The following is a 22314-nucleotide window of genomic DNA, read 5'->3' as shown; positions in this document are numbered from 1 at the left end:
TTGATATAAATTAAGGCAGTTTTTGCACCTTAATGAGGATTTAAATCAAAGTTTCGCACCAACAAATGAACCGCTATCGCAGGCAAGCCAGCTCCCACATCTGGCTGCGTACATTCAAGACAACGCGGTCGAATGTGGGAGCTGGCTTGCCTGCGATGCAGACGACGCGGTCCACCTGAAAACACGCAAAAAAAAGCGGAGCCCGAAGGCTCCGCTTTTTCAAACCACCAGCCCGAATCAGGCCAGTTTCTTGTGCCGTACACGATGCGGCTGGGCAGCGGCTTCGCCGAGGCGTTTCTTGCGATCGGCTTCGTATTCGGTGTAGTTGCCTTCGAAGAACACGGCTTGGGAGTCGTCTTCGTACGCCAGGATGTGAGTGGCCACGCGGTCAAGGAACCACCGATCGTGAGAGATCACAATGGCGGCGCCCGGGAAGTCCAGCAGCGCTTCTTCCAGGGAACGCAGGGTTTCAACGTCGAGGTCGTTTGACGGTTCGTCGAGCAGCAGGACGTTGCCGCCCTCTTTCAAGGTCAGGGCCAGGTGCAAGCGACCGCGCTCACCCCCGGACAGGTCCTTGACGAACTTCTGCTGGTCGCCGCCCTTGAAGTTGAAGCGACCCACGTAGGTGCGCGACGGGATTTCATAGTTGCCGATACGAATCTGGTCGGAACCGTCGGAAATCTGCTGGAACACCGTCTTGCTGCCGTCGAGGTCGTCGCGGCTCTGGTCCACGCACGCCAGCTGCACGGTTTCGCCGACTTCGATGGTGCCCGAGTCCGGTTGTTCCTTGCCCATCAGCATGCGGAACAGCGTGGATTTACCCGCACCGTTACCGCCGATCACACCAACGATGGCGCCTTTGGGCATGGAGAACGACAGGTTGTCGATCAACACGCGATCGCCGTAGCCTTTGCAGACGTTCTTGAACTCGATGACCTTGTCACCCAGGCGCGGACCGGCCGGGATGTAGATCTCGTTGGTCTCGGAACGCTTCTGGAATTCCTGGGATTGCATCTCTTCGAAACGCGCGAGACGGGCCTTGGATTTCGACTGACGTGCCTTGGCGCCTTTACGCACCCATTCCAGCTCGTCTTTCATGGCCTTTTCATGGGCCGACTGCTGCTTGGATTCGGCCGCCAGACGGTCGGACTTGGCTTCCAGCCAACCGGAGTAGTTGCCCTCGTAAGGGATACCGGCGCCGCGGTCGAGTTCCAGAATCCAGCCGGCCACGTTGTCCAGGAAGTACCGGTCGTGCGTGATCGCAACCACGGTGCCCGGGAAGTCGTGGAGGAAATGCTCCAGCCAGGCGACGGAATCGGCGTCCAGGTGGTTGGTGGGTTCGTCGAGCAACAGCATGTCAGGGGCGGAAAGCAGCAGGCGGCACAGGGCCACACGACGCTTTTCACCACCGGACAGGTGTTCAACCTTGGCGTCCCACGCCGGCAGGCGCAGCGCGTCGGCGGCGACTTCCAGCTGCCGGTCCAGGTTGTGACCGTCTGCGGCTTGCAGGATGGCTTCGAGCTTGGCCTGTTCTGCCGCCAGTTTGTCGAAGTCGGCATCTTCTTCAGCGTAGGCCGCGTAGACCTCGTCCAGGCGCGCCTGGGCGTTCTTGATCACGCTGACGGCTTCCTCGACCACTTCACGCACGGTCTTGGTCGGGTCCAGGATCGGCTCTTGCGGCAGGTAGCCGATGTTCAGGTCGGGCATCGGGCGGGCTTCGCCGTCGAATTCGGTGTCGACGCCGGCCATGATTTTCAACAGGGTGGATTTACCCGAACCGTTGAGGCCGAGCACGCCGATCTTGGCGCCCGGGAAGAAGGACAGAGAAATGTTTTTCAGGATTTCCCGCTTCGGCGGAACAACTTTTCCCAGCCGATGCATGGTGAAGACGTATTGAGCCATGGTGAACCTAGCGTCAGTGACTGATGAATTAAGCGGGCGAAACCCGTGCCAGGCCATGCGCCGCGCGGGCCGTTGATATCTATCAATGCCTGCGTGCGGTAGATGCCTGATTGTCTGGGGCTGGAACGCCCTCGCGTAACCGGCAAAGCTACCTGAATGCGGGTGGGCAGTCCAGCCAGGCGGGGCTGGCACTTTGCCACAACACAAGGCATGCTAGCCGCCCTCCGGGCGTCCGGCTTATAGTGCACGTCGCGCGCCAGTCCAGCCAAACCGCAGGATCACAGTTTGTCCAACGTCACGCCGCCAACTCCCCTGCGCGCCGCTCATATAGCGCCGGGAGCGCCCCTGCACGGAACCCTGAAGGGCGCATTGGCGACGCTTGTCCTGCTGCTGCTCGCGCTGCTGTTCTGGCAACTGCTGGACCAATTGCAGCAAAACCAGAAAAACCAGCAGCAATACACCATCGACTACAGCGCCGACCTGGCCGAACAGATCAGCCTGAACATGGCCCTCAGCGCGCAAATCGCCCTGAACCTGCTACCGATCGTCGAGCCGCCCCGGGACACCGAACAGCAACAAATCCTGATGCGCACCCTGCAACGCTCCCTGCCGGAGTTGCGCAGCGTCGCCCTGCTCGCCCCCAGCGGCGCGATGATCAGTGACAGCGCCAGCGACAGCCAGGACAGCGCCTGGCTTGAAGAACTGGTCAAGCGCAGCCACGCCCAGTCCTATTACCTGAGCAACAACAACGACGGCACCGTCATCTACCTGCTGCTGCACCAGCCCAGCGGCGGCACCAAGATGTACTGGGCCCTGCGCCTGGCGCCCAATTACCTGGCCAACCTGACCCGCCAGGACGGCCAGGGCCAGCGCCCCATGTGGGTCATCGAAAACCGCCTCAACCACCGCGTGGTCAGCCGTGACAGCGGCATGCCGGCCCAATGGGCCTCGTCGCTGACCCCGGACGAATTGAACAAAAGTGTACTGGTCACGCCCCTGAGCAAGAGCGACTGGCAACTGCGCGGCCTGTTCGACCGCGCTGCCGTGCTGGAACAGCTGCTGCCGGCCTTTATTGGCAAATGCCTGCTGGGCCTGGCCTTCTCGCTGATCCCGGTGATCGTGCTGCTGAACATGCGCCGCCGCCAGCGCCAGGTGCACGAGGGACGGCGCCGCTACCAGGATATTTTCGAAGGCACCGGCGTGGCGCTGTGCGTGCTGGACCTGTCTGGCCTGCGTGCGTTCTTCGATAGAGCCCGACTGCAAACCCGCGAACAGTTGCAACAGTTACTGCAAGACAGCCCGGAGCAACGCCAGCAACTGCTCAAGGAACTGCGCATTACCGAGGTCAATCAGGTGGCGGTGCGCCTGCTGAATGTCGCCTCTTGCGAGCAAGCCTGGGAGCGCCTGATCGACGCCTGCCCGTCGAGCCCGACCGCCATCGGCCACCAGGTGATCGACGCGGTACTGACCCAACAGAAACAGCTCGAACTGGAAATCCAGCTCAGCGACGTCGCAGGCAACGACCAATACCTGTGGCTGGTGATGCGCCTGCCGGAGCAACAGGACGACTTCAAGGCCGTGATCCTGAGCATCAGCGACATCACCAGCCGCAAGCTGATCGAGCTGTCGCTGGTGGAGCGCGAGGGTTTCTGGTCGGACGTGGTGCGCACCGTGCCCGATCACCTGTATGTGCAGGACGTGATCAGCCAACGGATGATTTTCAGCAACCACCACCTTGGCCACACCCTGGGCTACAACAAGCCCGAACTGCAGCAAATGGGCGAGTATTTCTGGGAAATCCTGCTGCACCCCGAAGACGCCGAGCGTTACCACGACCTGCGTCAGCTACAGCGTCAGGCCGGCTACCTCAGCCAGTTGCAGTGCCAACTGCGCTTTCGTCACCGCAACAACCAATGGCGGCGCTTCGATATCCGCGAACAGGCCCTGGCCCGAGACAAGACCGACCAGGTGACGCGCATTATCGGCGTGGCCAAGGACATCACCGACCAGATCGAGGCCAGCGAATCCCTGCGGGACAGCGAACAGCGCTACCGCATGCTGGCCGAAAGCATCAGCGACGTGATCTTTTCCACCGACAGCAAGCTGGCCCTCAACTACGTCAGCCCTTCGGTGAACGCGGTGCTGGGTTATGACGTTGACTGGATCTTTGAAAACGGCTGGCAATCGACCATCGCCAACCCGCAGCAACTGACCGGCATCTACTCCCTGGTGGAACAAGTCAGCCGCGCCCTGGACCAACCCGAGTCCCTGGCGGCCTTGCGCAACGACGTGCAGACCCAGTTGTTCCTGTTCGACTGCCTGCGCGCCGACGGGCGCAAGATCCCCATCGAGCTGCGCCTGGTGCTGGTGTGGGACGAGCACGGCGCGTTCGAAGGCATCCTCGGCGTGGGTCGCGATATCAGCCAGCAACGCCGCGCGGAAAAAGACCTGCGCATGGCGGCCACGGTATTCGAACACTCCACCTCGGCGATCCTGATCACCGACCCGGCCGGCTATATCGTGCAGGCCAACGAGGCCTTCAGCCGGGTCAGCGGTTATGCGGTGGCGGACGTGCTCGACCAGTTGCCGAACATGCTCACCGTCGACGAACAGCAGGAAGCTCACCTGCGCTACGTGCTCAAGCAATTGCACCAGCACAGCACCTGGGAAGGCGAAGTGTGGCTCAAGCGCCGCAACGGCGAGCATTACCCGGCCTGGGTCGGGATTACTGCCGTGTTCGATGACGAAGGCGACCTGGCCAGCTACGTGTGCTTCTTCAGTGACATCAGCGAGCGCAAGGCCAGCGAACAGCGGATCCACCGCCTGGCCTACTACGACGCCCTGACCCACCTGCCCAACCGCACGCTGTTCCAGGACCGCCTGCACACCGCGTTGCAGTCGGCGGAACGGCAGAAGTCGTGGGTGGTGCTGATGTTCCTCGACCTCGACCGCTTCAAGCCGATCAACGACTCCCTGGGCCACGCTGCCGGCGACCGCATGCTCAAGGAAATGGCCACCCGCCTGCTGGGCTGCGTGGCCGAAGACGATACCGTGGCGCGCATGGGCGGCGACGAGTTCACCTTGCTGCTGCAGCCACGGGTCAACCGTGAAATGGCGCTGAACCGCGCGATTCACGTGGCCGAGCAGATCCTGGCCAGCCTGGTGAAGCCGTTTGTGCTGGAGGGCCGCGAGTTCTTCGTGACCGCCAGTATCGGCATCGCCTTGAGCCCGCAGGACGGCAACGAGCTGAGCCAGTTGATGAAGAACGCCGACACGGCGATGTACCACGCCAAGGAGCGCGGCAAGAACAACTTCCAGTTCTACCAGGCCGACATGAACGCCAGCGCCCTGGAGCGCCTGGAGCTGGAAAGCGACCTGCGCCACGCCCTCGAACAGAACGAATTCGTGCTCTATTACCAGCCGCAGTTCAGCGGCGACGGCAAACGCCTGACCGGCGCCGAAGCCCTGCTGCGCTGGCGTCATCCGCGGCGCGGGCTGGTGCCGCCGGGGGATTTCATCCCGGTGCTGGAGGAGTTGGGACTGGTGGTGGATGTAGGCGACTGGGTGATCAGCGAAGCCTGCCGTCAACTCAAGACCTGGCACCAGAACAAGGTGCGGGTGCCCAAGGTCTCGGTCAACATCTCGGCCCGGCAGTTCTCCGACGGGCAACTGGGCGAGCGTATCGCCACCATCCTCAAGGACACCGGCCTGCCGCCGGCGTGCCTGGAGCTGGAGCTGACCGAAAGTATCCTGATGCGCGAGGTCAATGAAGCGATGCAGATCCTCGCCAGCCTGAAAAACCTCGGCCTGAGCATTGCGGTAGACGACTTCGGCACGGGTTATTCGTCGCTGAACTACCTCAAGCAATTCCCGATCGACGTGCTGAAGATCGACCGCACCTTTGTCGACGGCCTGCCGTCGGGTGAACAGGATGCGCAGATTGCCCGGGCGATTATCGCGATGGCCCACAGCCTGAACCTGGCGGTAATCGCCGAGGGCGTGGAAACCCATGAGCAGCTGGACTTCCTGCGGGAGCACGGTTGTGACGAAGTGCAGGGCTACCTGTTCGGGCGGCCGATGCCGGCGAACCGGTTTGAGGCGCAGTTCAGCAATGATGCGCTGTTCATGTTCGACTAAGAGCGTGTGATGCGGCTTTTGTGGCGAGGGGGCTTGTCCCCCGTTGGGCTGCGAAGCAGCCCCAAAACCTGCCACCGCGATCTATCTGAATAAACGTGTGAGCCCTGAATGGGGCTGCTGCGCAGCCCAACGGGGGACAAGCCCCCTCGCCACAAGGGCACCACTCATCCCCAAGTGAATCCCGCTTGTCCGCGACATGATGTCCTTTCATATGCCATCTAAAACCCATTGGGTTAGAATGCGCTTCTTTTCTGCCCCCGATCCTTGAGGACCGCCATGTTCAGCCGTGATTTGACTATTGCCAAGTACGACGCCGATCTCTTTGCCGCCATGGAGCAAGAAGCCGTGCGCCAGGAAGAGCACATTGAGCTGATCGCTTCGGAAAACTACACCAGCCCTGCGGTTATGGAGGCTCAAGGTTCGGTTCTGACCAACAAGTACGCCGAAGGTTACCCAGGCAAGCGTTACTACGGTGGTTGCGAGTACGTCGACATCGTTGAGCAGCTGGCAATCGACCGCGCCAAGGAACTGTTCGGCGCCGATTACGCCAACGTCCAGCCACACGCCGGCTCCCAAGCCAACAGCGCCGTTTACCTGGCCCTGCTGCAAGCGGGCGACACCATCCTGGGCATGAGCCTGGCCCACGGCGGTCACCTGACCCACGGTGCCAGCGTTTCCTCCTCCGGCAAGCTGTACAACGCCGTTCAGTACGGCATCGACGGCAATGGCCTGATCGACTACGACGAAGTCGAGCGCCTGGCGGTTGAGCACAAGCCAAAAATGATCGTGGCCGGTTTCTCTGCCTACTCGCAGATCCTGGATTTCCCACGCTTCCGCGCAATCGCTGACAAAGTCGGCGCCTACCTGTTCGTCGACATGGCCCACGTGGCCGGTCTGGTCGCCGCTGGCGTCTACCCGAACCCGGTGCCATTCGCTGACGTAGTAACCACCACGACCCACAAGACCCTGCGCGGTCCACGTGGCGGCCTGATCCTGGCGCGCGCCAACGCCGAGATCGAGAAGAAGCTGAACTCCGCCGTATTCCCGGGCGGCCAAGGTGGCCCGCTGGAGCACGTGATCGCCGCCAAAGCGATCTGCTTCAAGGAAGCCCTGCAGCCTGAGTTCAAGACCTACCAGCAGCAAGTGGTGAAAAACGCCAAGGCCATGGCCGGTGTGTTCATCGAGCGCGGTTTTGACGTGGTGTCCGGCGGTACTGAAAACCACCTGTTCCTGCTGTCGCTGATCAAGCAGGACATCTCCGGTAAGGATGCTGACGCCGCACTGGGCAAAGCCTTCATCACCGTGAACAAGAACTCGGTACCGAACGACCCACGTTCGCCGTTCGTCACTTCCGGCCTGCGCTTCGGCACCCCGGCTGTGACCACTCGTGGCTTCAAGGAAGCAGAGTGCAAGGAACTGGCTGGCTGGATCTGCGACATCCTGGCTGACCTGAACAACGAAGCAGTGATCGACGCTGTGCGTGAGAAGGTCAAGGCCATCTGCAAGAAGCTGCCGGTATACGGCGCTTGATTGCAGTAGCTTGAATGAAAAGCCCGGCTCAAGAGCCGGGCTTTTTTATGCCGGATTTCAAATTGAAATACGGTTAAGTGTGGGAGCTGGCTTGCCTGCGATAGCGGTGTGCCAGTTAATACACCTGTGACTGACACACTGCTATCGCAGGCAAGCCAGCTCCCACATTGACCGCATTTCAAGTCAGGGTTGATAGACCCGTGCAAAGCCTTCGCGGATCTTCTCTTCCGGCAACTCGTCGGCAATAAACACAATCACACTTTCCCGCAGCTCGCCTTCGGCCCATTCGGTGTCCCAATCGAACCCGTAGAGCTTCAGCACGCCCTGGAACACCATGCGCCGGTCTTCCCCGGCAATGTTCAGCACGCCCTTGTAGCGCAGCAGTTGCTTGCCGTGGTCTTCCAGCAATTCGTTCATGAACTCGCTGAGCTTGTCGATATCCAGCGGCTGGTCGGTGCGCAGCACCAGGCTGGAAATACGGTCGATGGACGGCGCCTGGCTCACCGGGCGCAGGCTCATGCCGGCGTTCAGGTTGAAGCCGCGCACATCCAGCAGTTCGGCAAGGTCGATCTTGCCGTGCTCCACTACACGAATCGGTGCCCTGCGGTTGATGCGGGTCAGGCGCTCGCTCAGGGCGTCAAAGGTGGCGTTGTCCACCAGGTCACGCTTGCTCACCAGCAGGCGGTCGGCAAACCCGATCTGCGCCTGGGCGATGGTCTGGGTCAGGTGGTGTTCGGCGTGGGCCGCGTCCACCAGGGTGATGATGCCGTCGAGGATATAGCGCTCGCGCAGTTCTTCATCGATGAAAAAGGTCTGGGCTACCGGGGCCGGGTCGGCCAGGCCGGTGCACTCGATCACCAGGCGGTCGAAGGCGATCTCGCCGCTGTCCAGGCGTTCCAGCAGCAGGTACAGGGCCTTGGTCAGGTCGGTGTGAATGGTGCAGCACACGCAGCCATTGGACAGGGTCATGACTTGCACCGGCTCGCTGCCCAGCAATTGGGTGTCGATACCGGCGTCGCTGAATTCGTTCTCGATCACGGCGATTTTCAAGCCGTGCTCGGCCTTGAGCAGGTGGCGCAACAAGGTGGTCTTGCCTGCGCCGAGAAAGCCGCTGAGGACGGTGACGGGGATGGGGGTTAACAAAACGACGATCTCCCATGCGCTAAAAGAAATGCAGGAGCCCGGCTTGCCGGCGATGGCGGTCGGAAGATCGCTATCGCCGGCAAGCCGGGCTCCTACAGTAGGGTGTTGGGCTCAAATGCGGTGCTTCAACAGCACTTGGGCCCGCCCTTGCCGCCGTAACGGGCTTCCTGGCGTTCCCGGAAGAACGCCTTGTAGTCCATCATCGGCTTGTCCGGGTGTTTGGTTTGCATATGCTCGACGTAGGTGTCGTAGTCGGGCATGCCGACCATCAGGCGCGCGGCCTGACCGAGGTATTTACCGAGGCGACTGATGTCATTGAACATGATTGCAATCCTCTATCAAGCGTCTGGGATGGCCTGGTATGGCGCTTCTTTATCCGTACGTTCCTTTTTGCCCCAGGCGGCAATGCCGACCTTGAGCGCATAGAACAGGATGCTGAAGACCACGAACAGGAACAGCGCCGTCAGCGTTGCGTTGGTGTAGGCGTTCCAGATCACGTGCTGCATCTGGTCGATGCTCTTGGCCGGTGCGAGGATCTGGCCGCCGGCCAGGGCATCGCTGTATTTCTTGGCCAGCGACAGGAAGCCGATCGCCGGGTTGGCGTCGAACAGCTTGATGAAGCCTGCGGTCACGGTGCAGATCAGCAGCCAGACTGCCGGCAGCATGGTCACCCAGATGTAGCGCTGGCGTTTCATTTTGATCAGCACAACGGTGGCGAGCATCAGCGCGATACCGGCCAGCATCTGGTTGGAGATACCGAACAGCGGCCACAAGGTGTTGATGCCGCCCAGTGGGTCGATCACGCCTTGGTACAGCAGGTAACCCCACATGGCCACGCAACCTGCGGTGGCAATCAGGTTGGCCGTCCAGGACTCGGTACGCTTGAGCGCCGGTACGAAGGAGCCGAGCAGGTCCTGAAGCATGAAGCGACCGGCACGGGTACCGGCGTCGACTGCGGTCAGGATGAACAGCGCTTCGAACAGGATCGCAAAGTGGTACCAGAACGCCATGGTGTTTTCACCCGGCAGTACGCTGTGCAGGATCTGCGCGATACCGACCGCCAGGGTCGGCGCACCGCCGGCACGGGCCAGGATGGTGGACTCGCCGATGTCATGCGCCACTGCCTGCAACGCTTCCGGGGTAATCGCAAACCCCCAGCTGCTGACGGTTTGCGCAACGGTCACCACGTCACCGCCCACAATTGCGGCCGGGCTGTTCATGGCGAAGTACACGCCAGGCTCGATCACCGAAGCGGCAACCATTGCCATGATGGCCACGAACGACTCCATCAACATGCCGCCATAACCGATGTAACGGGCGTGCCCTTCACTGGCCAGCAACTTGGGCGTAGTGCCCGAGGAGATCAGCGCGTGGAAGCCCGACACGGCGCCACAGGCAATGGTGATGAACAGGAACGGGAACAGGCCGCCCTTCCACACCGGACCGGTGCCATCGATAAACTGGGTCAGCGCCGGCATTTTCAGCTCTGGCATGGTCACCAGGATGCCGATCGCCAGGGCGATGATGGTGCCGATTTTCAGGAAGGTAGACAGGTAGTCGCGTGGCGCGAGAATCAGCCACACCGGCAGCACCGCCGCCACGAAACCGTAGCCGATCAACATCCAGGTAATCTGGATGCCGGTGAAGGTAAAGGCCTTGCCCCATACCGGGTCAGCGGCAATCTGCCCGCCCAGCCAGATCGAGCCCAGCAGCAACAGCACGCCGATGATCGAGATCTCGCCAATGCGGCCCGGGCGGATGTAGCGCATGTAAATGCCCATGAACATCGCGATCGGGATGGTTGCCATCACCGTGAAGATGCCCCACGGGCTTTCGGCCAGGGCCTTGACCACGATCAGCGCCAGCACCGCGAGGATGATGATCATGATCAGGAAGCAGCCAAACAGCGCGATGGTCCCGGGCACGCGGCCCATCTCTTCGCGGACCATGTCCCCCAGGGAACGGCCGTTGCGACGGGTGGACAGGAACAGGACCATGAAGTCCTGCACCGCGCCCGCCAGCACCACGCCGGCGATCAGCCATAACGTGCCGGGCAGGTAGCCCATCTGCGCCGCCAGTACCGGGCCGACCAAAGGCCCTGCGCCGGCGATTGCCGCGAAGTGGTGACCGAACAGGATGTGTTTGTTGGTCGGCACATAGTCCAGACCGTCGTTGTTGAGCACAGCGGGGGTAGCCCGCAGTGGATCGAGCTGCATCACATGGTTAGCGATGAACAGACTGTAGTAACGGTAAGCAACCAGATAAATGGCCACTGCTGCGACCACAATCCACAAGGCGTTGATCGCCTCGCCGCGGCGCAAGGCCACTACGCCCAGGGCGCACGCTCCTACGATTGCCAGCAGCAGCCAGGGTAGATGGCGTAGCAGGCTATTATTATTTTTCATTTTTATATTCCAGCCAGGGTGGACAGAAAGACAGCCATCCCGAGTTTAGCGCTACTGGCCCTAAAGGCCACCCCCCTACGTTGGTCTAGAGCCTTGCCGGGGCGAAAAAAGCAGAAATAATCGCCCCATGATGGCGCAGGGCTACAATTCTCTTATCCACAGAGGGTTTCACCATGAGCGAACAGCCTTCAGACCGACGCCGTTTCCGACGGATTGCCTTCGATGCCAAGACCGAGCTCACGCAAGACGGCCATGTCTGGCCGGTGCAACTGGTGGATTTGTCGCTCAAGGGACTGCTCGTGCAACGGCCCGAAGGCTGGCAGGGCCATCGCTACGAGTCGTTCGACGTGGATATTCATCTGGACGCCGAAACCGACGTGAAGATGCAAGTGCGGCTGACCCATGACGATCACGGGCAGTTGGGCTTTGCGTGCGAGCACATCGACCTCGACTCGATCAGCCACCTGCGGCGGATAATCGAGTTGAACCTGGGCGATCAGGAAGAGCTGGAGCGGGAATTCGCCGCCTTGCTGGAGATCTGAAAATGTGGGAGCTGGCTTGCCTGCGATGGCGGTGTGTCAGTTTGCATATCAATTAGCTGATACACCGCCATCGCGGGCAAGCCCGGCTCCCACAGGGGTAATGTGTGGCTGGCGACTATTCGAACAGGGCATCCAGCGCCTGCTCCAGGCGGGTCACTCCGATCACCTGCAGCCCCGGCGGCATTTCTTTCGGGGCATTGCCCTTGGGCACAATGGCGCGCTTGAAGCCGTGCTTGGCCGCTTCTTTCAGGCGCTCCTGCCCGCTCGGCACCGGGCGCACTTCACCCGACAGGCCCACCTCGCCAAATACCAGCAAGTCGTGGGGCAACGGCCGGTTGCGCAGGCTGGACATCACCGCCGCCATCAACGCCAGGTCGGACGCGGTCTCCAGCACCTTGACCCCGCCCACCACGTTGAGGAACACGTCCTGGTCATGGGTGGGAATGCCGCCGTGGCGGTGCAGTACCGCCAGCAACATCGCCAGACGGTTCTGATCCAGGCCCAACGTGACCCGACGCGGGTTCGCCAGGTGGCTGTCATCCACCAGCGCCTGGACTTCCACCAGCATCGGCCGGGTGCCTTCCCACGTTGCCATCACCACACTGCCTGGGACTTCTTCCTGAGCGCGGGTCAGAAAAATCGCCGACGGGTTGGAGACTTCCTTCAGGCCCCGGTCGGTCATGGCGAACACACCCAATTCGTTGACCGCGCCAAAACGGTTCTTCACCGCCCGCAACAATCGCAACCGGCCGTCGGACTCGCCTTCGAAATACAGCACCGTGTCGACCATGTGTTCCAGCACCCGTGGCCCGGCCAGCGCGCCTTCTTTAGTCACATGGCCCACCAGGAAAATCGCCGTGCCGCTCTGTTTCGCGTAACGCACCAGCAGTGCGGCACTTTCCCGCACCTGGGACACGCCACCCGGCGCCGATTGCAGTTGTTCGGTGAAAATCGTCTGGATCGAGTCGATCACCATCACCTTGGGCTTTTCCAGGCGCGCGGTGGCGATGATGCTTTCAATGCAGGTTTCGGTCATCACCCGCAGCTGGTCCTGGGGCAACCCCAAGCGGCGGGCGCGCATGGCCACCTGTTGCTGGGATTCTTCGCCGGTGACATACAGCGCCGGCATACGGCTGGCGATGCTGCACAGGGTTTGCAGCAGGATCGTGGATTTACCGATGCCCGGGTCACCGCCGATCAGCACCACCGAGCCGTCCACCAGGCCGCCGCCCAGCACTCGGTCCAACTCGCCGGAGGCTGTGGAGAAACGCGGGATTTCTTCGACGCTGACTTCAGCCAGGGTCTTGATCTGGGTTTGTTGCCCGGTCCAGCCGGAGCGGCCGCTGGGGGCCACGGCGCCGCCACTTTCAATCATGGTTTCGGTGAGGGTGTTCCACGCACCACATTCAGTGCACTGGCCGGCCCACTTGGGAAAGGTCGCGCCGCACTCCGTGCAGCCATACATGCGCTTGGCCTTTGCCATTTGAGAACCTCCAACCGAAAAACCGCGATGATAGCTCAGCGCGGCGCCGGGGTACGGATTTCACCGCTGGCCAAACGTGAAGCGCTGTTACCGATCGGGTCTTCGGCGTTGAGATCGGCGCCCTTGGCTTTCAGTTCGTCCAGCAGCTCCACACGTTTGAACAGCCCGGCATACATGGCCGCCGTTTGTCCGGCGCCGTTGCGCTGGTCGGGGTTGCAGTCGGTGGCAAGCAGACGCTGGGCGATTTTCAGCTCTCCCTTGAAGATCGCCCCCATCAACGCGGTGTTGCCGCGCTTGTCCTGCACGCAGGCATCGGCGCCGGCGGCGAGCAAACGATCCACGTACGCCCCCTCGCCGTGGTAGGCCGCGAGAATCAGCGCGGTGTAGCCTTTTTCGTCCTGGGTGTTCAGCGAATAGCCGGATTCGATGAAGGTATTGAGCATGTCCACGTCGCCACGGCGGGCCGCGTCGAAGTAGTAATCCTGGAGCTGTGTTTTCACCGCTTCCGGGTCGGACGACTCGGCATGAGCGGTAAAAGCCAGCAAGGCGGTGAATAAAGCGATGTAGATACGCATGGCGTTTCTCCTGCCAGGTGTCGACGCCCCTTCGGGCGCCGACAGGGGCTAACCCATCAGTCCGTCAGTTTTTCAGCCAGCGCCTTGACGCGGGCCAGGTCACCCTTGGCGACTTTGGTCACGCCGGTGCCGTACTCCGGATCAGCCTTGTAGAGGAACGACAGGATGATGTGCTTGCTCTCGTCATCGGTGGTGGCCAGGGAGCCACCAAAGTTGTCGATCAAGTCCTGACGCTCTTTCTTGTTGAACGAGCGGTACAAATCACCAGCCTGCTTGAAGTTCTGCTCACGCTGGATCTTTGCCTGCTGGGTGCTGCCCGACAGGGCCGACTGGCTGTAACGGGCGGTTTGCGGCTCTTCCCGTGGCAGCAGGCGGCTAGGCTGGTAGTTCACGCCGGTGGTGGTTTTGCCGAAGTTCATCGCGCCGTCCTGGTTACCGTTATTGACGGTTACCCGGGGTGCGTTGATCGGCAGTTGCAGGGCGTTTGGCCCCAGGCGGTACATTTGCGTGTCGGCATAGGAGAACACCCGGCCTTGCAGCAGGCGGTCTTCCGACGGCTCGATGCCCGGCACCAGGTTCGCCGGGGCCATGGCCACTTGCTCGGTTTCCTGGAAGACGTTGGCCGGGTTGCGGTTAAGCACCATTTGCCCGACTTTGCGCTCCGGCACGTTTGGCCAGATCTTGGTGGCGTCCAGCGGGTCGAAATCAAACTTGGCCAAGTCCTCAGGTTTCAGTACTTGCACATACAAGTCCCACTTGGGGAAATCGCCCTTGTTAATGTGCGTGACCAAGTCATTGGTCATATGGCTGTAATCGCGGCCCTGAACTTCAACCACTTGTTTGGGATCGAGGTTCTTGATGCCTTGCAGGCTCTTCCAGTGAAACTTGACGTAGTGCACTTCGCCCTTGGCGTTAATCAACTTATAGGCATGTACACCGTTGCCATCCATCTCGCGATAACTGGCCGGTGTACCGGAGTCCGAGTACAACTCGGTCAATGTGCGCGTGGACTCTGGAACATGGGAGAAGAAGTCAAAACGACGGGAATCGTCATCCAGGTTAGTGCGCGGGTCAGGCTTAAAGGCATGAACCATGTCCGGGAACTTGATGGCGTCACGAATAAAGAACGTCGGGAAGTTGTTGCCTACCAGGTCCCAGTTGCCTTCGGCGGTGTAGAACTTGGTAGCAAACCCGCGCGGGTCACGCAGGGTCTCGGGCGAATGGTTGCCGTGAACGACCGCAGAGAAGCGCACAAACACCGGCGTGGCTTCACCGGCGGCAAATACCTTGGCCTTGGTCAGGTCGCTGAGGTTGTCGGTGACGGTGAACGTACCGTGGGCGCCGGTGCCACGGGCATGCACCACACGCTCCGGGATACGTTCGCGGTCGAAGCGCTGCAACTTCTGGATCAGTTGCACGTCTTGCAACAGCACCGGGCCATTGGCCCCGGCAGTTTGCGAGTTCTGATTGTCACCGACCGCCGCGCCATTATCGCGGGTGAGGTTGGCGGCGTGTACGGACAGCGAAAGAAGACTGGCGCCCATTACAAGCAGCACCCGTCGCGCAGAAACAGGCCCGCGGCTAATAGGGTTTTTCATCGAGGTATCCTCTGATTTTTTTAGTGCACATTGAGTTGTGCTTGCCAGAGGCTAGTGACCCGCGAGTCAGAAGATAAATAGAAAAGCCGTACCAACCCGATAAAGAAAATAGTGTGGTAACCCCCTGAAATAGCGGGTATTCCGCGCGCGATTGGTGGCACTTTGCAAACTATTTGCGTTTTAATGTGTCGATAAAAACGGACACTGTTAGCAGTTGTGTCGAGCAAGCCTCGCCACACTGTCTTACACTGGCTTCTACCTCCTCATCTGTAACAAGGAATAACCTATGGGCGTGTTAAGTGAGTTCAAGGCCTTCGCGGTCAAAGGTAATGTGGTCGACATGGCCGTCGGTATTATCATCGGCGCCGCCTTCGGGAAAATTGTTTCCTCGTTTGTAGGCGACGTAGTGATGCCCCCTATCGGTCTGTTGATCGGTGGTGTGGACTTCGGCGACCTGGCCGTCACACTCAAGGCTGCCCAAGGCGATGCGCCTGCAGTGGTGCTGGCATATGGCAAGTTCATCCAGAGCGTGATCGACTTCGTGATCGTCGCGTTTGCGATCTTCATGGGTGTGAAGGCCATCAACCGCCTGAAGCGTGAAGAGGCCGTGGCGCCTACCTTGCCGCCGGTTCCTACCAAGGAAGAAGAGCTGCTGGGAGAGATCCGCGATCTGCTCAAGGCACAGAACAGCAAGCCCGAGTAAGCTCGGCAGATAAAGCAAAGGCGCCTTCGGGGCGCCTTTGTTTTACCAGTAGTTTTCTACGGCCACCTGGCCGGGGCGACGGGTCAGGCTCAGTTGCATGTCGCGTTGCTTGAGCAACTGGCGGGTGTCATCGATCATCTGCGGGTTGCCGCAAATCATCACCCTGGAATGCTCGGGGGTCAGCTCGACGCCGGCAGCGCGCTCCAGTTCGCCATTCTCGATCAGCGTGGTAATCCGTCCATTCAGTGCGCCCGGATGTTGCTCACGGGTGACGATGGGAACGTAAGTGAGCTTGTGGGCGTGTTCCGCCAGGTACTCGCGTTCACCCAGGTCACGGATCAGTGACTGATAGGCCAACTCCCGGGCCTCCCGCGCGCTGTAGACCAGGATGATGCGCTCGAATTTTTCCCACACCTCGAAGTCCTGCAGGATCGACAGAAACGGCGCAATGCCAGTCCCGGTGCCCAACAGCCAGAGATCGCGGCCATCCACAAACCGGTCAAGGGTGAGGAAGCCCGTGGCCTGACGCTCCACCAACAAGGTATCGCCCTCACGCAGACGGCTCAGTTCACTGGTGAACTCACCGCCCGGCACCACGATGGAGAAGAAATCCAGGTGCTCATCAAACGGCGAGGACACCACCGAATAGGCACGCCACACAATGCTGCCATCGGCCTTGGTGACGCCCAGGCGCACGAATTGGCCGGCGCGAAATCGAAAGCCCGGGTCCCGGGTCGTACGCAGGGTAAACAGGCTTGGGGTCAGGGATTGCACGTCAAGCAACGTCTGGCGGGTGAATTTTTCAGCACTGGCCGTCATGGGGAACTCCGTTTTGCACAGACCCCTAGTGTCCCTCAAAGCAGCGCCTGGAAACACCGCTGGTTTGTACTGGCATTGCTGCCACGAGGGGCTAGGGATGCAGGTTTTTTCTGAAAAGCTAAAAATAGCAACCCTTCAATTTGTACTAACTATTTAGCTATTAGCTCACACCCAATCAGCGAGCAAAGGGTGTAAGGCATATAAACACCATCAAAGTGACATTAATGACAAGCCACTAATAACACTAAACATTCCGCATAAAACACAGACAACTTATACAACACGTTTAACTCTGTAGAGCACCTGGCCTTCTAAAAGCCCGGCAGGGATAACTAAATTTTCATTTTTACACCCGGCTCGTGTCCTACACTGATTTTCGGGTCGACCCTGAGAGGCGAGCAGTCCCAAGTCACAGATAGAAAGGGAAAACTCATGGAGATGTACAAATGGTCAACTGGCGCAATACTCGCTTACCCAAACTGGAAGGCGAGAACGAAATCACCAGTATGTATGAAGCGGCCCTGAATCTTACTTACGAGCTCGACTTTCAGTACTGCGGATTCATACTCAGTTCTCACCTGCCAAACAACCCAACGAAGACCGTCCGCATCAACAACTATTCAAATGAATGGAACACCCTCTACAAACAACAAGACTACTTTGACCTGGACCCCGTTGTGGCCCATTGCAAGCGCTCGGTGCTGCCGATCGTATGGGACGAAAAAACCTTTTCCTCGGTACCGGACTTATGGGTTCACGCCCAATCCCAAGGCTTGAATTTCGGATGGACCCAGTCAGTCCATGACTTTCAGGGGGTCTTCAGCATGCTGAGCCTGGGACGCGATACCGGCCCTGTAAGCCCTGAAGAACTTTACGAGAAAGCCGGGCAAGCCCTATGGCTTTGTCACGCCCTGCACGCGGTGGTGGCACAGAAGTATGCCGACAAGCCCGGCGTGCAAGCGCCCAGCAAGTTGACCCCGCGCGAGACCGAAATCCTGCAATGGTCGGCCATGGGTAAAACCGCCTCGGACATTGCGACTATTCTTTGCCTGTCAGAACGCACAGTCGGCTTTCATATCAGCAGCGCCATGAAAAAGCTGGGCGTCTCGAACAAGATTGCCGCCGTGATGACCGCGGTCAAGGCCGGTCTGTTTTAAAACACCGAATGTAATCCCCTCAAAAAAAACGTAACATTTGCAGCCAGTTCCGGGTGATGACGCAAGCTCCAAGGGCCGCGTCGCCGTTCACCCAGATGGTCCGTTTACCCAGAGTCTCCCCCGCCATGCCCCTGCTCGACAGCGCCTTCGCCCAACTCGACCTGATCCGCCAGCCCGAACAGCACAACGACCCGTTGCAAGCCTTTGATGCGGCCGACGAGTATTTGCTCAGCCACCTGGCGGAACAGCAGCCGACCCCGGCCACTCGCGTGCTGGTGCTCAACGACAGTTTCGGCGCCCTGGCGGCCAGCCTCGAAGGGCATGTGCAGGTCACCTCCAGCGGCGACTCGTTCCTGGGTGCCCTGGGCCTGGAAAAAAACCTGGCGCGCAACGGCAAGGCCTTCGACGCGGTAACGTTCCTGCCCGCCAGCCAGACGCCGGTCGGGCCGTTCGACCGAGTACTGATCCGCGTACCCAAGACCCTGGCCCTGCTGGAAGAACAACTGATTCGCCTGCAGGGCCAACTGGTCCCTGGTGCCGAGGTGATTGCCGGGGCGATGGTCAAGCACCTGCCTCGCGCCGCCGGTGAATTGCTGGAGCGCTACATCGGGCCGATGCACGCCTCACTGGCGGTGAAAAAAGCCCGCCTGCTGATCGCCACCCTGGCCGACCGGCCACACGCCGTGTCGCCCTACCCTACGCGCTATAGCCTGGAAACCCCGGCCATCGAACTGCTCAACCACGCCAACGTGTTCTGCCGCGAAGGCCTGGACATCGGCACTCGCGCCTTTCTGCCGCACCTGCCGAGCAACCTGGGCGGCGCCCGGGTTGCGGACCTGGGCTGTGGCAACGGCGTATTGGCGATTGCCAGCGCGCTGCAAAACCCCGAGGCGCAGTACACGCTGGTCGATGAGTCTTATATGGCCGTGCAATCGGCGGCCGAGAACTGGCGCGCAGCGATGGGCGAACGTGACGTGCTGATCCGCCCCGGCGATGGCTTGGCCGATCAAGCGCCGCAATCGTTGGACGTGGTGCTGTGCAACCCGCCGTTCCACCAGCAGCAGGTGGTGGGCGACTTCCTCGCCTGGCGCATGTTCCAGCAGGCGCGGGAAGCCCTGGTGGTCGGCGGCGCGCTGTATATCGTCGGCAACCGTCACTTGGGTTATCACACCAAATTGGCGCGCTTGTTCCGCGGCATCGAGCAAGTGGCCACCACGCCGAAGTTCGTGGTGCTCAAGGCGCGCAAATAAAAAAGCCCTCCATAAAGGAGGGCAATACGTACAACGGGATGTCAGTGGGTGGTCAGGCCCGCGGCATTCATGAACATGCGCATCAGGCTGGCCACCACGAACAGGGCCACGACACTGCCGGTCCAGATCATCGCCAGCCAGCCCAGCCGCTGCCAGAGCGGCTTTTTCTCGGCCTGTTCGATGTCGTGCAACGAAGGTTTGCCGGACATGAGTCAATCCTCCTAGTGGTAACCGTCTTCGTGGGTGACCTTGCCGCGGAACACGTAGTAGCTCCAGAAGGTATAGCCCAGGATGAACGGGATGATGAACAGTGTGCCCACCAGCATGAAGCCCTGGCTTTGCGGCGGTGCGGCAGCGTCCCAGATCGATACCGATGGCGGGATGATGTTCGGCCACAGGCTGATACCCAAGCCGCTGTAACCGAGGAAGATCAGCACCAGCGTCAACAGGAACGGCGTGTAGTGCGCATTGCGGGCCACGGCGCGAATCAGCCCGTACATGGTCACCAGCACCAGGATCGGCACCGGCAGGAACCAGAACAGGTTCGGCAGGGTGAACCAGCGCGAAGCGATTTCCGGGTGGGCCAGCGGCGTCCAGAGGCTGACGATACCAATCACCGCCAGCACCACGAATGCCAGGGGCCGTGCCAGGTTGTGCATCTTCTCCTGCAGGCTGCCTTCAGTCTTCATGATCAGCCAGGTGCAACCCAGCAGCGCATACGCCACGATCAGGGCCACGCCGCAGAACATCGTGAACGGCGTCAGCCAGTCCAGTGAGCCGCCGGCAAACTGGCGGTCGACCACCGGAATCCCATCAATGAACGCCCCCAGTGCCACGCCCTGGAAGAACGTCGCGGCCAGCGAGCCGCCGATGAAGGCCTTGTCCCACAGGTGACGCTTGTCGTCCTTGGCCTTGAAGCGGAACTCAAACGCCACACCGCGAAAGATCAGCCCGATCAGCATCAGCATCAGTGGCAGATAGAGCGCCGAGAGCACCACCGAGTAGGCCAGCGGGAACGCGCCAAACAGCGCCGCGCCCCCCAGTACCAGCCAGGTTTCGTTGCCGTCCCACACGGGGGCGACGGTGTTCATCATCACGTCACGGTCGGTCTTGCCCGGGATAAACGGGAAGAGAATGCCGATCCCCAGGTCGAAGCCGTCCATGACCACGTACATCATGATGCCGAAGATGATGATCACGGCCCAGATCAGCGGAAGATCAATACCCATGGCTCAGTTCCCCTTGTTCAAGGTGTCGCCGTGATCGGCGTCGGCGCTGTCATCGGCCGCCGACAACGGACGGGCCGGTGTGCGTTTCTGCCCGGGGCCACCGTGGGTGGGCTCGGTGCTTTCGTGGGTCACAGGCCCTTTGCGCACCAGGCGCATCATGTAGCCCAGGCCCGCGCCGAACAGCGCGAAATACACCACCACAAACAACACCAACGTAATGCTCATCTGCGCAAAACTGTGGTTGGACGAGGCGTCCGCCGTGCGCATCAGCCCGTAGACCACCCACGGCTGACGACCGATTTCGGTGGTGAACCAACCGGCGAGAATCGCGATCAGCCCGGACGGGCCCATCCACAACGCCAGGTACAGGAACGGCTTGGACGTGTACATCTTGTCGCCCTTGCGCAGCCAGAGGCTGAACAGGCCGGTGAAAATCATCAGGAAGCCCAGGCCCACCATGACCCGGAACGACCAGAACACGATGGTCGAGTTGGGACGGTCCTCAGGCGGGAACTCCTTGAGGGCCGGCACCTGCTTGTCCAGGGAGTGGGTCAGGATCAGGCTGCCCAGGTACGGGATTTCCACGGCGAATCTGGTTTTTTCGGCCTTCATGTCCGGCCAGCCGAACAGGATCAGCGGCGTGGGCTCGTTGCCGATATTTTCCCAGTGGCCTTCAATCGCAGCGATCTTCGCCGGTTGATGCTTCAGGGTATTGAGGCCATGGAAGTCACCGATCACGGCCTGGATTGGCGCGACAATCAGTGCCATCCACATCGCCATCGAGAGCATGGTGCGGATTGCCGGGTTGTCCTTGCCGCGCAGCAAATGCCAGGCTGCCGAGGAGCCGACAAAGAACGCGGTCGCGACAAACGCTGCCGTGGCCATGTGCATCAGACGGTAGGGGAACGACGGGTTGAAAATCACGGCCAGCCAGTCGGTGGGAATCACCCGGCCATCAATGATTTCAAAGCCCTGTGGCGTCTGCATCCAGCTGTTGGAGGCGAGAATCCAGAAGGTCGAGATCAGCGTACCGACGGCCACCATCACCGTGGCAAAGAAGTGCAGCTTGCGTCCGACCTTGTTCCAGCCGAACAGCATGACCCCAAGGAACCCGGCTTCGAGGAAGAACGCCGTGAGCACTTCATAGGTCAGCAACGGCCCGGTGACAGCGCCGGCGAAGTCCGAGAAGCGGCTCCAGTTGGTGCCGAACTGATAAGCCATGACCAAACCGGAGACCACGCCCATGCCGAAGTTGACGGCAAAGATCTTCGACCAGAAATGGTAGAGGTCACGGTAAGTGTCGTTGTGGGTCTTGAGCCACAGGCCTTCCAGCACCGCAAGGTAACTGGCCAGACCGATGGTGATGGCCGGGAACAGGATATGGAATGAGATGGTGAACGCGAATTGAATTCGGGCGAGATCTAGCGCCTCCAAACCGAACATAAGTCTTCCTCTGTCAGGTAATACCGAATGCTGGCTGGAGGCCTGCACCCACTGCCCCCACGGATATGGAGTGTGGCGAATTTAAATTCGTTTCTTTTTTTAACCAGCCACGCAGGGATTCTGGCCTTGCGGCCGCCAGAGCAATCCCGGCGAAGGTTTTGATCTGGATCAAGCATTGCTGAAAGAGTAGTCCCATTTTCGCGAGAGCAAGGCGTGGTCTTTTGCCGCGTGACAGGTTGCCTCAGTGGTGAGGGGCCTGCGTAAGATCAGTGGCAGCACATCTTTTGTGGCGGGGTTGGGCGGGCGTTGGGGGCATATCCGTTATTTGGGTGATGGCTGGTATTGGTTCCGCTCTTACAGCGGCTCACTTTTGAAAAGCGCAAAAGTAAGCAAAACGC

Annotated in this window: 17 protein-coding genes; 6 read left to right on the top strand and 11 right to left on the bottom strand. The window is 60.4% G+C overall.

The window, feature by feature from the left end; genetic code table 11:
* Window positions 1-237: 237 nt before the first annotated feature.
* Complete coding sequence (ettA, locus tag MUM_RS0123890; RefSeq protein WP_003215833.1) at window positions 238-1902, bottom strand: energy-dependent translational throttle protein EttA; 1665 nt, start codon at window positions 1900-1902, stop codon at window positions 238-240.
* A 285-nt stretch (window positions 1903-2187) separates the two neighbouring features.
* Between ettA and MUM_RS0123885 the strand changes: the two genes are divergently transcribed.
* Window positions 2188-6039 carry a bifunctional diguanylate cyclase/phosphodiesterase gene (locus tag MUM_RS0123885; protein WP_029616069.1) on the top strand — a complete coding sequence of 1284 codons (3852 nt, stop codon included), beginning with the start codon at window positions 2188-2190 and terminating at the stop codon, window positions 6037-6039.
* A gap of 276 nt (window positions 6040-6315) precedes the next feature.
* The gene (glyA, locus tag MUM_RS0123880) at window positions 6316-7569 is read left to right on the top strand and encodes a serine hydroxymethyltransferase (RefSeq protein WP_010174925.1); all 1254 of its coding nucleotides are present in this window, start codon (window positions 6316-6318) and stop codon (window positions 7567-7569) included.
* A gap of 183 nt (window positions 7570-7752) precedes the next feature.
* On the opposite strand, the gene yjiA is transcribed toward glyA, so the two are convergent.
* The 3 genes from yjiA to MUM_RS0123865 all read right to left on the bottom strand — a co-directional run bounded on the left by yjiA (window position 7753) and on the right by MUM_RS0123865 (window position 11117).
* Window positions 7753-8712, bottom strand: coding sequence for a GTPase (yjiA, locus tag MUM_RS0123875; protein WP_010174923.1), 960 nt, complete (start codon window positions 8710-8712; stop codon window positions 7753-7755).
* A 125-nt stretch (window positions 8713-8837) separates the two neighbouring features.
* The gene (locus MUM_RS0123870; protein ID WP_003176208.1) at window positions 8838-9035 is read right to left on the bottom strand and encodes a YbdD/YjiX family protein; all 198 of its coding nucleotides are present in this window, start codon (window positions 9033-9035) and stop codon (window positions 8838-8840) included.
* A gap of 15 nt (window positions 9036-9050) precedes the next feature.
* Window positions 9051-11117, bottom strand: a complete 2067-nt coding sequence (locus MUM_RS0123865; RefSeq protein ID WP_010174921.1) for a carbon starvation CstA family protein — start codon at window positions 11115-11117, stop codon at window positions 9051-9053.
* A 173-nt stretch (window positions 11118-11290) separates the two neighbouring features.
* On the opposite strand from MUM_RS0123865, the gene MUM_RS0123860 reads away from it, so the two are divergent.
* On the top strand, window positions 11291-11659 hold the full coding sequence (locus MUM_RS0123860) for a PilZ domain-containing protein (RefSeq protein WP_010174919.1): 369 nt from the start codon (window positions 11291-11293) through the stop codon (window positions 11657-11659).
* A 115-nt stretch (window positions 11660-11774) separates the two neighbouring features.
* On the opposite strand, the gene radA is transcribed toward MUM_RS0123860, so the two are convergent.
* The 3 genes from radA to katB are packed head-to-tail and all read right to left on the bottom strand — an operon-like array spanning window position 11775 to window position 15315.
* Window positions 11775-13142 carry a DNA repair protein RadA gene (gene radA / locus MUM_RS0123855; RefSeq protein ID WP_003215821.1) on the bottom strand — a complete coding sequence of 456 codons (1368 nt, stop codon included), beginning with the start codon at window positions 13140-13142 and terminating at the stop codon, window positions 11775-11777.
* Window positions 13143-13177: 35 nt separating this feature from the next.
* Window positions 13178-13717, bottom strand: coding sequence for an ankyrin repeat domain-containing protein (locus MUM_RS0123850; protein ID WP_010174917.1), 540 nt, complete (start codon window positions 13715-13717; stop codon window positions 13178-13180).
* A gap of 56 nt (window positions 13718-13773) precedes the next feature.
* Window positions 13774-15315 carry a catalase KatB gene (gene katB, locus MUM_RS0123845; protein WP_029616068.1) on the bottom strand — a complete coding sequence of 514 codons (1542 nt, stop codon included), beginning with the start codon at window positions 15313-15315 and terminating at the stop codon, window positions 13774-13776.
* Between the two features lie 286 nt (window positions 15316-15601).
* Between katB and mscL the strand changes: the two genes are divergently transcribed.
* Complete coding sequence (gene mscL, locus MUM_RS0123840; protein WP_010174913.1) at window positions 15602-16018, top strand: large-conductance mechanosensitive channel protein MscL; 417 nt, start codon at window positions 15602-15604, stop codon at window positions 16016-16018.
* Window positions 16019-16060: 42 nt separating this feature from the next.
* Here the strand turns inward: mscL and MUM_RS0123835 are convergent, their stop codons facing one another.
* The gene (locus tag MUM_RS0123835; protein ID WP_010174912.1) at window positions 16061-16837 is read right to left on the bottom strand and encodes a ferredoxin--NADP reductase; all 777 of its coding nucleotides are present in this window, start codon (window positions 16835-16837) and stop codon (window positions 16061-16063) included.
* Window positions 16838-17283: 446 nt separating this feature from the next.
* Here MUM_RS0123835 and MUM_RS0123830 point away from each other — a divergent pair, with 446 nt between their 5' ends.
* Complete coding sequence (locus MUM_RS0123830; protein ID WP_010174910.1) at window positions 17284-17994, top strand: helix-turn-helix transcriptional regulator; 711 nt, start codon at window positions 17284-17286, stop codon at window positions 17992-17994.
* 125 nt (window positions 17995-18119) lie between these two features.
* Window positions 18120-19244, top strand: a complete 1125-nt coding sequence (locus MUM_RS0123825; RefSeq protein ID WP_010174908.1) for a methyltransferase — start codon at window positions 18120-18122, stop codon at window positions 19242-19244.
* Window positions 19245-19285: 41 nt separating this feature from the next.
* Here the strand turns inward: MUM_RS0123825 and MUM_RS1000000133490 are convergent, their stop codons facing one another.
* Genes MUM_RS1000000133490 through MUM_RS0123810 form a run of 3 tightly spaced genes read right to left on the bottom strand, consistent with a single transcriptional unit; the run spans window position 19286 to window position 21916 of the window.
* Complete coding sequence (locus MUM_RS1000000133490) at window positions 19286-19453, bottom strand: DUF2474 domain-containing protein (RefSeq protein ID WP_010174906.1); 168 nt, start codon at window positions 19451-19453, stop codon at window positions 19286-19288.
* A 12-nt stretch (window positions 19454-19465) separates the two neighbouring features.
* Window positions 19466-20473, bottom strand: a complete 1008-nt coding sequence (cydB, locus tag MUM_RS0123815; protein ID WP_008432810.1) for a cytochrome d ubiquinol oxidase subunit II — start codon at window positions 20471-20473, stop codon at window positions 19466-19468.
* 3 nt (window positions 20474-20476) lie between these two features.
* Window positions 20477-21916 carry a cytochrome ubiquinol oxidase subunit I gene (locus MUM_RS0123810; RefSeq protein ID WP_010174899.1) on the bottom strand — a complete coding sequence of 480 codons (1440 nt, stop codon included), beginning with the start codon at window positions 21914-21916 and terminating at the stop codon, window positions 20477-20479.
* Between the last annotated feature and the right edge of the window lie 398 nt (window positions 21917-22314).

It is taken from the genome of Pseudomonas sp. PAMC 25886, assembly GCF_000242655.1.
Classification (GTDB): domain Bacteria; phylum Pseudomonadota; class Gammaproteobacteria; order Pseudomonadales; family Pseudomonadaceae; genus Aquipseudomonas.
The sequence above is the reverse complement of the archived record's forward strand: the minus strand, read 5'-3'. Positions and strand labels throughout refer to the sequence as shown.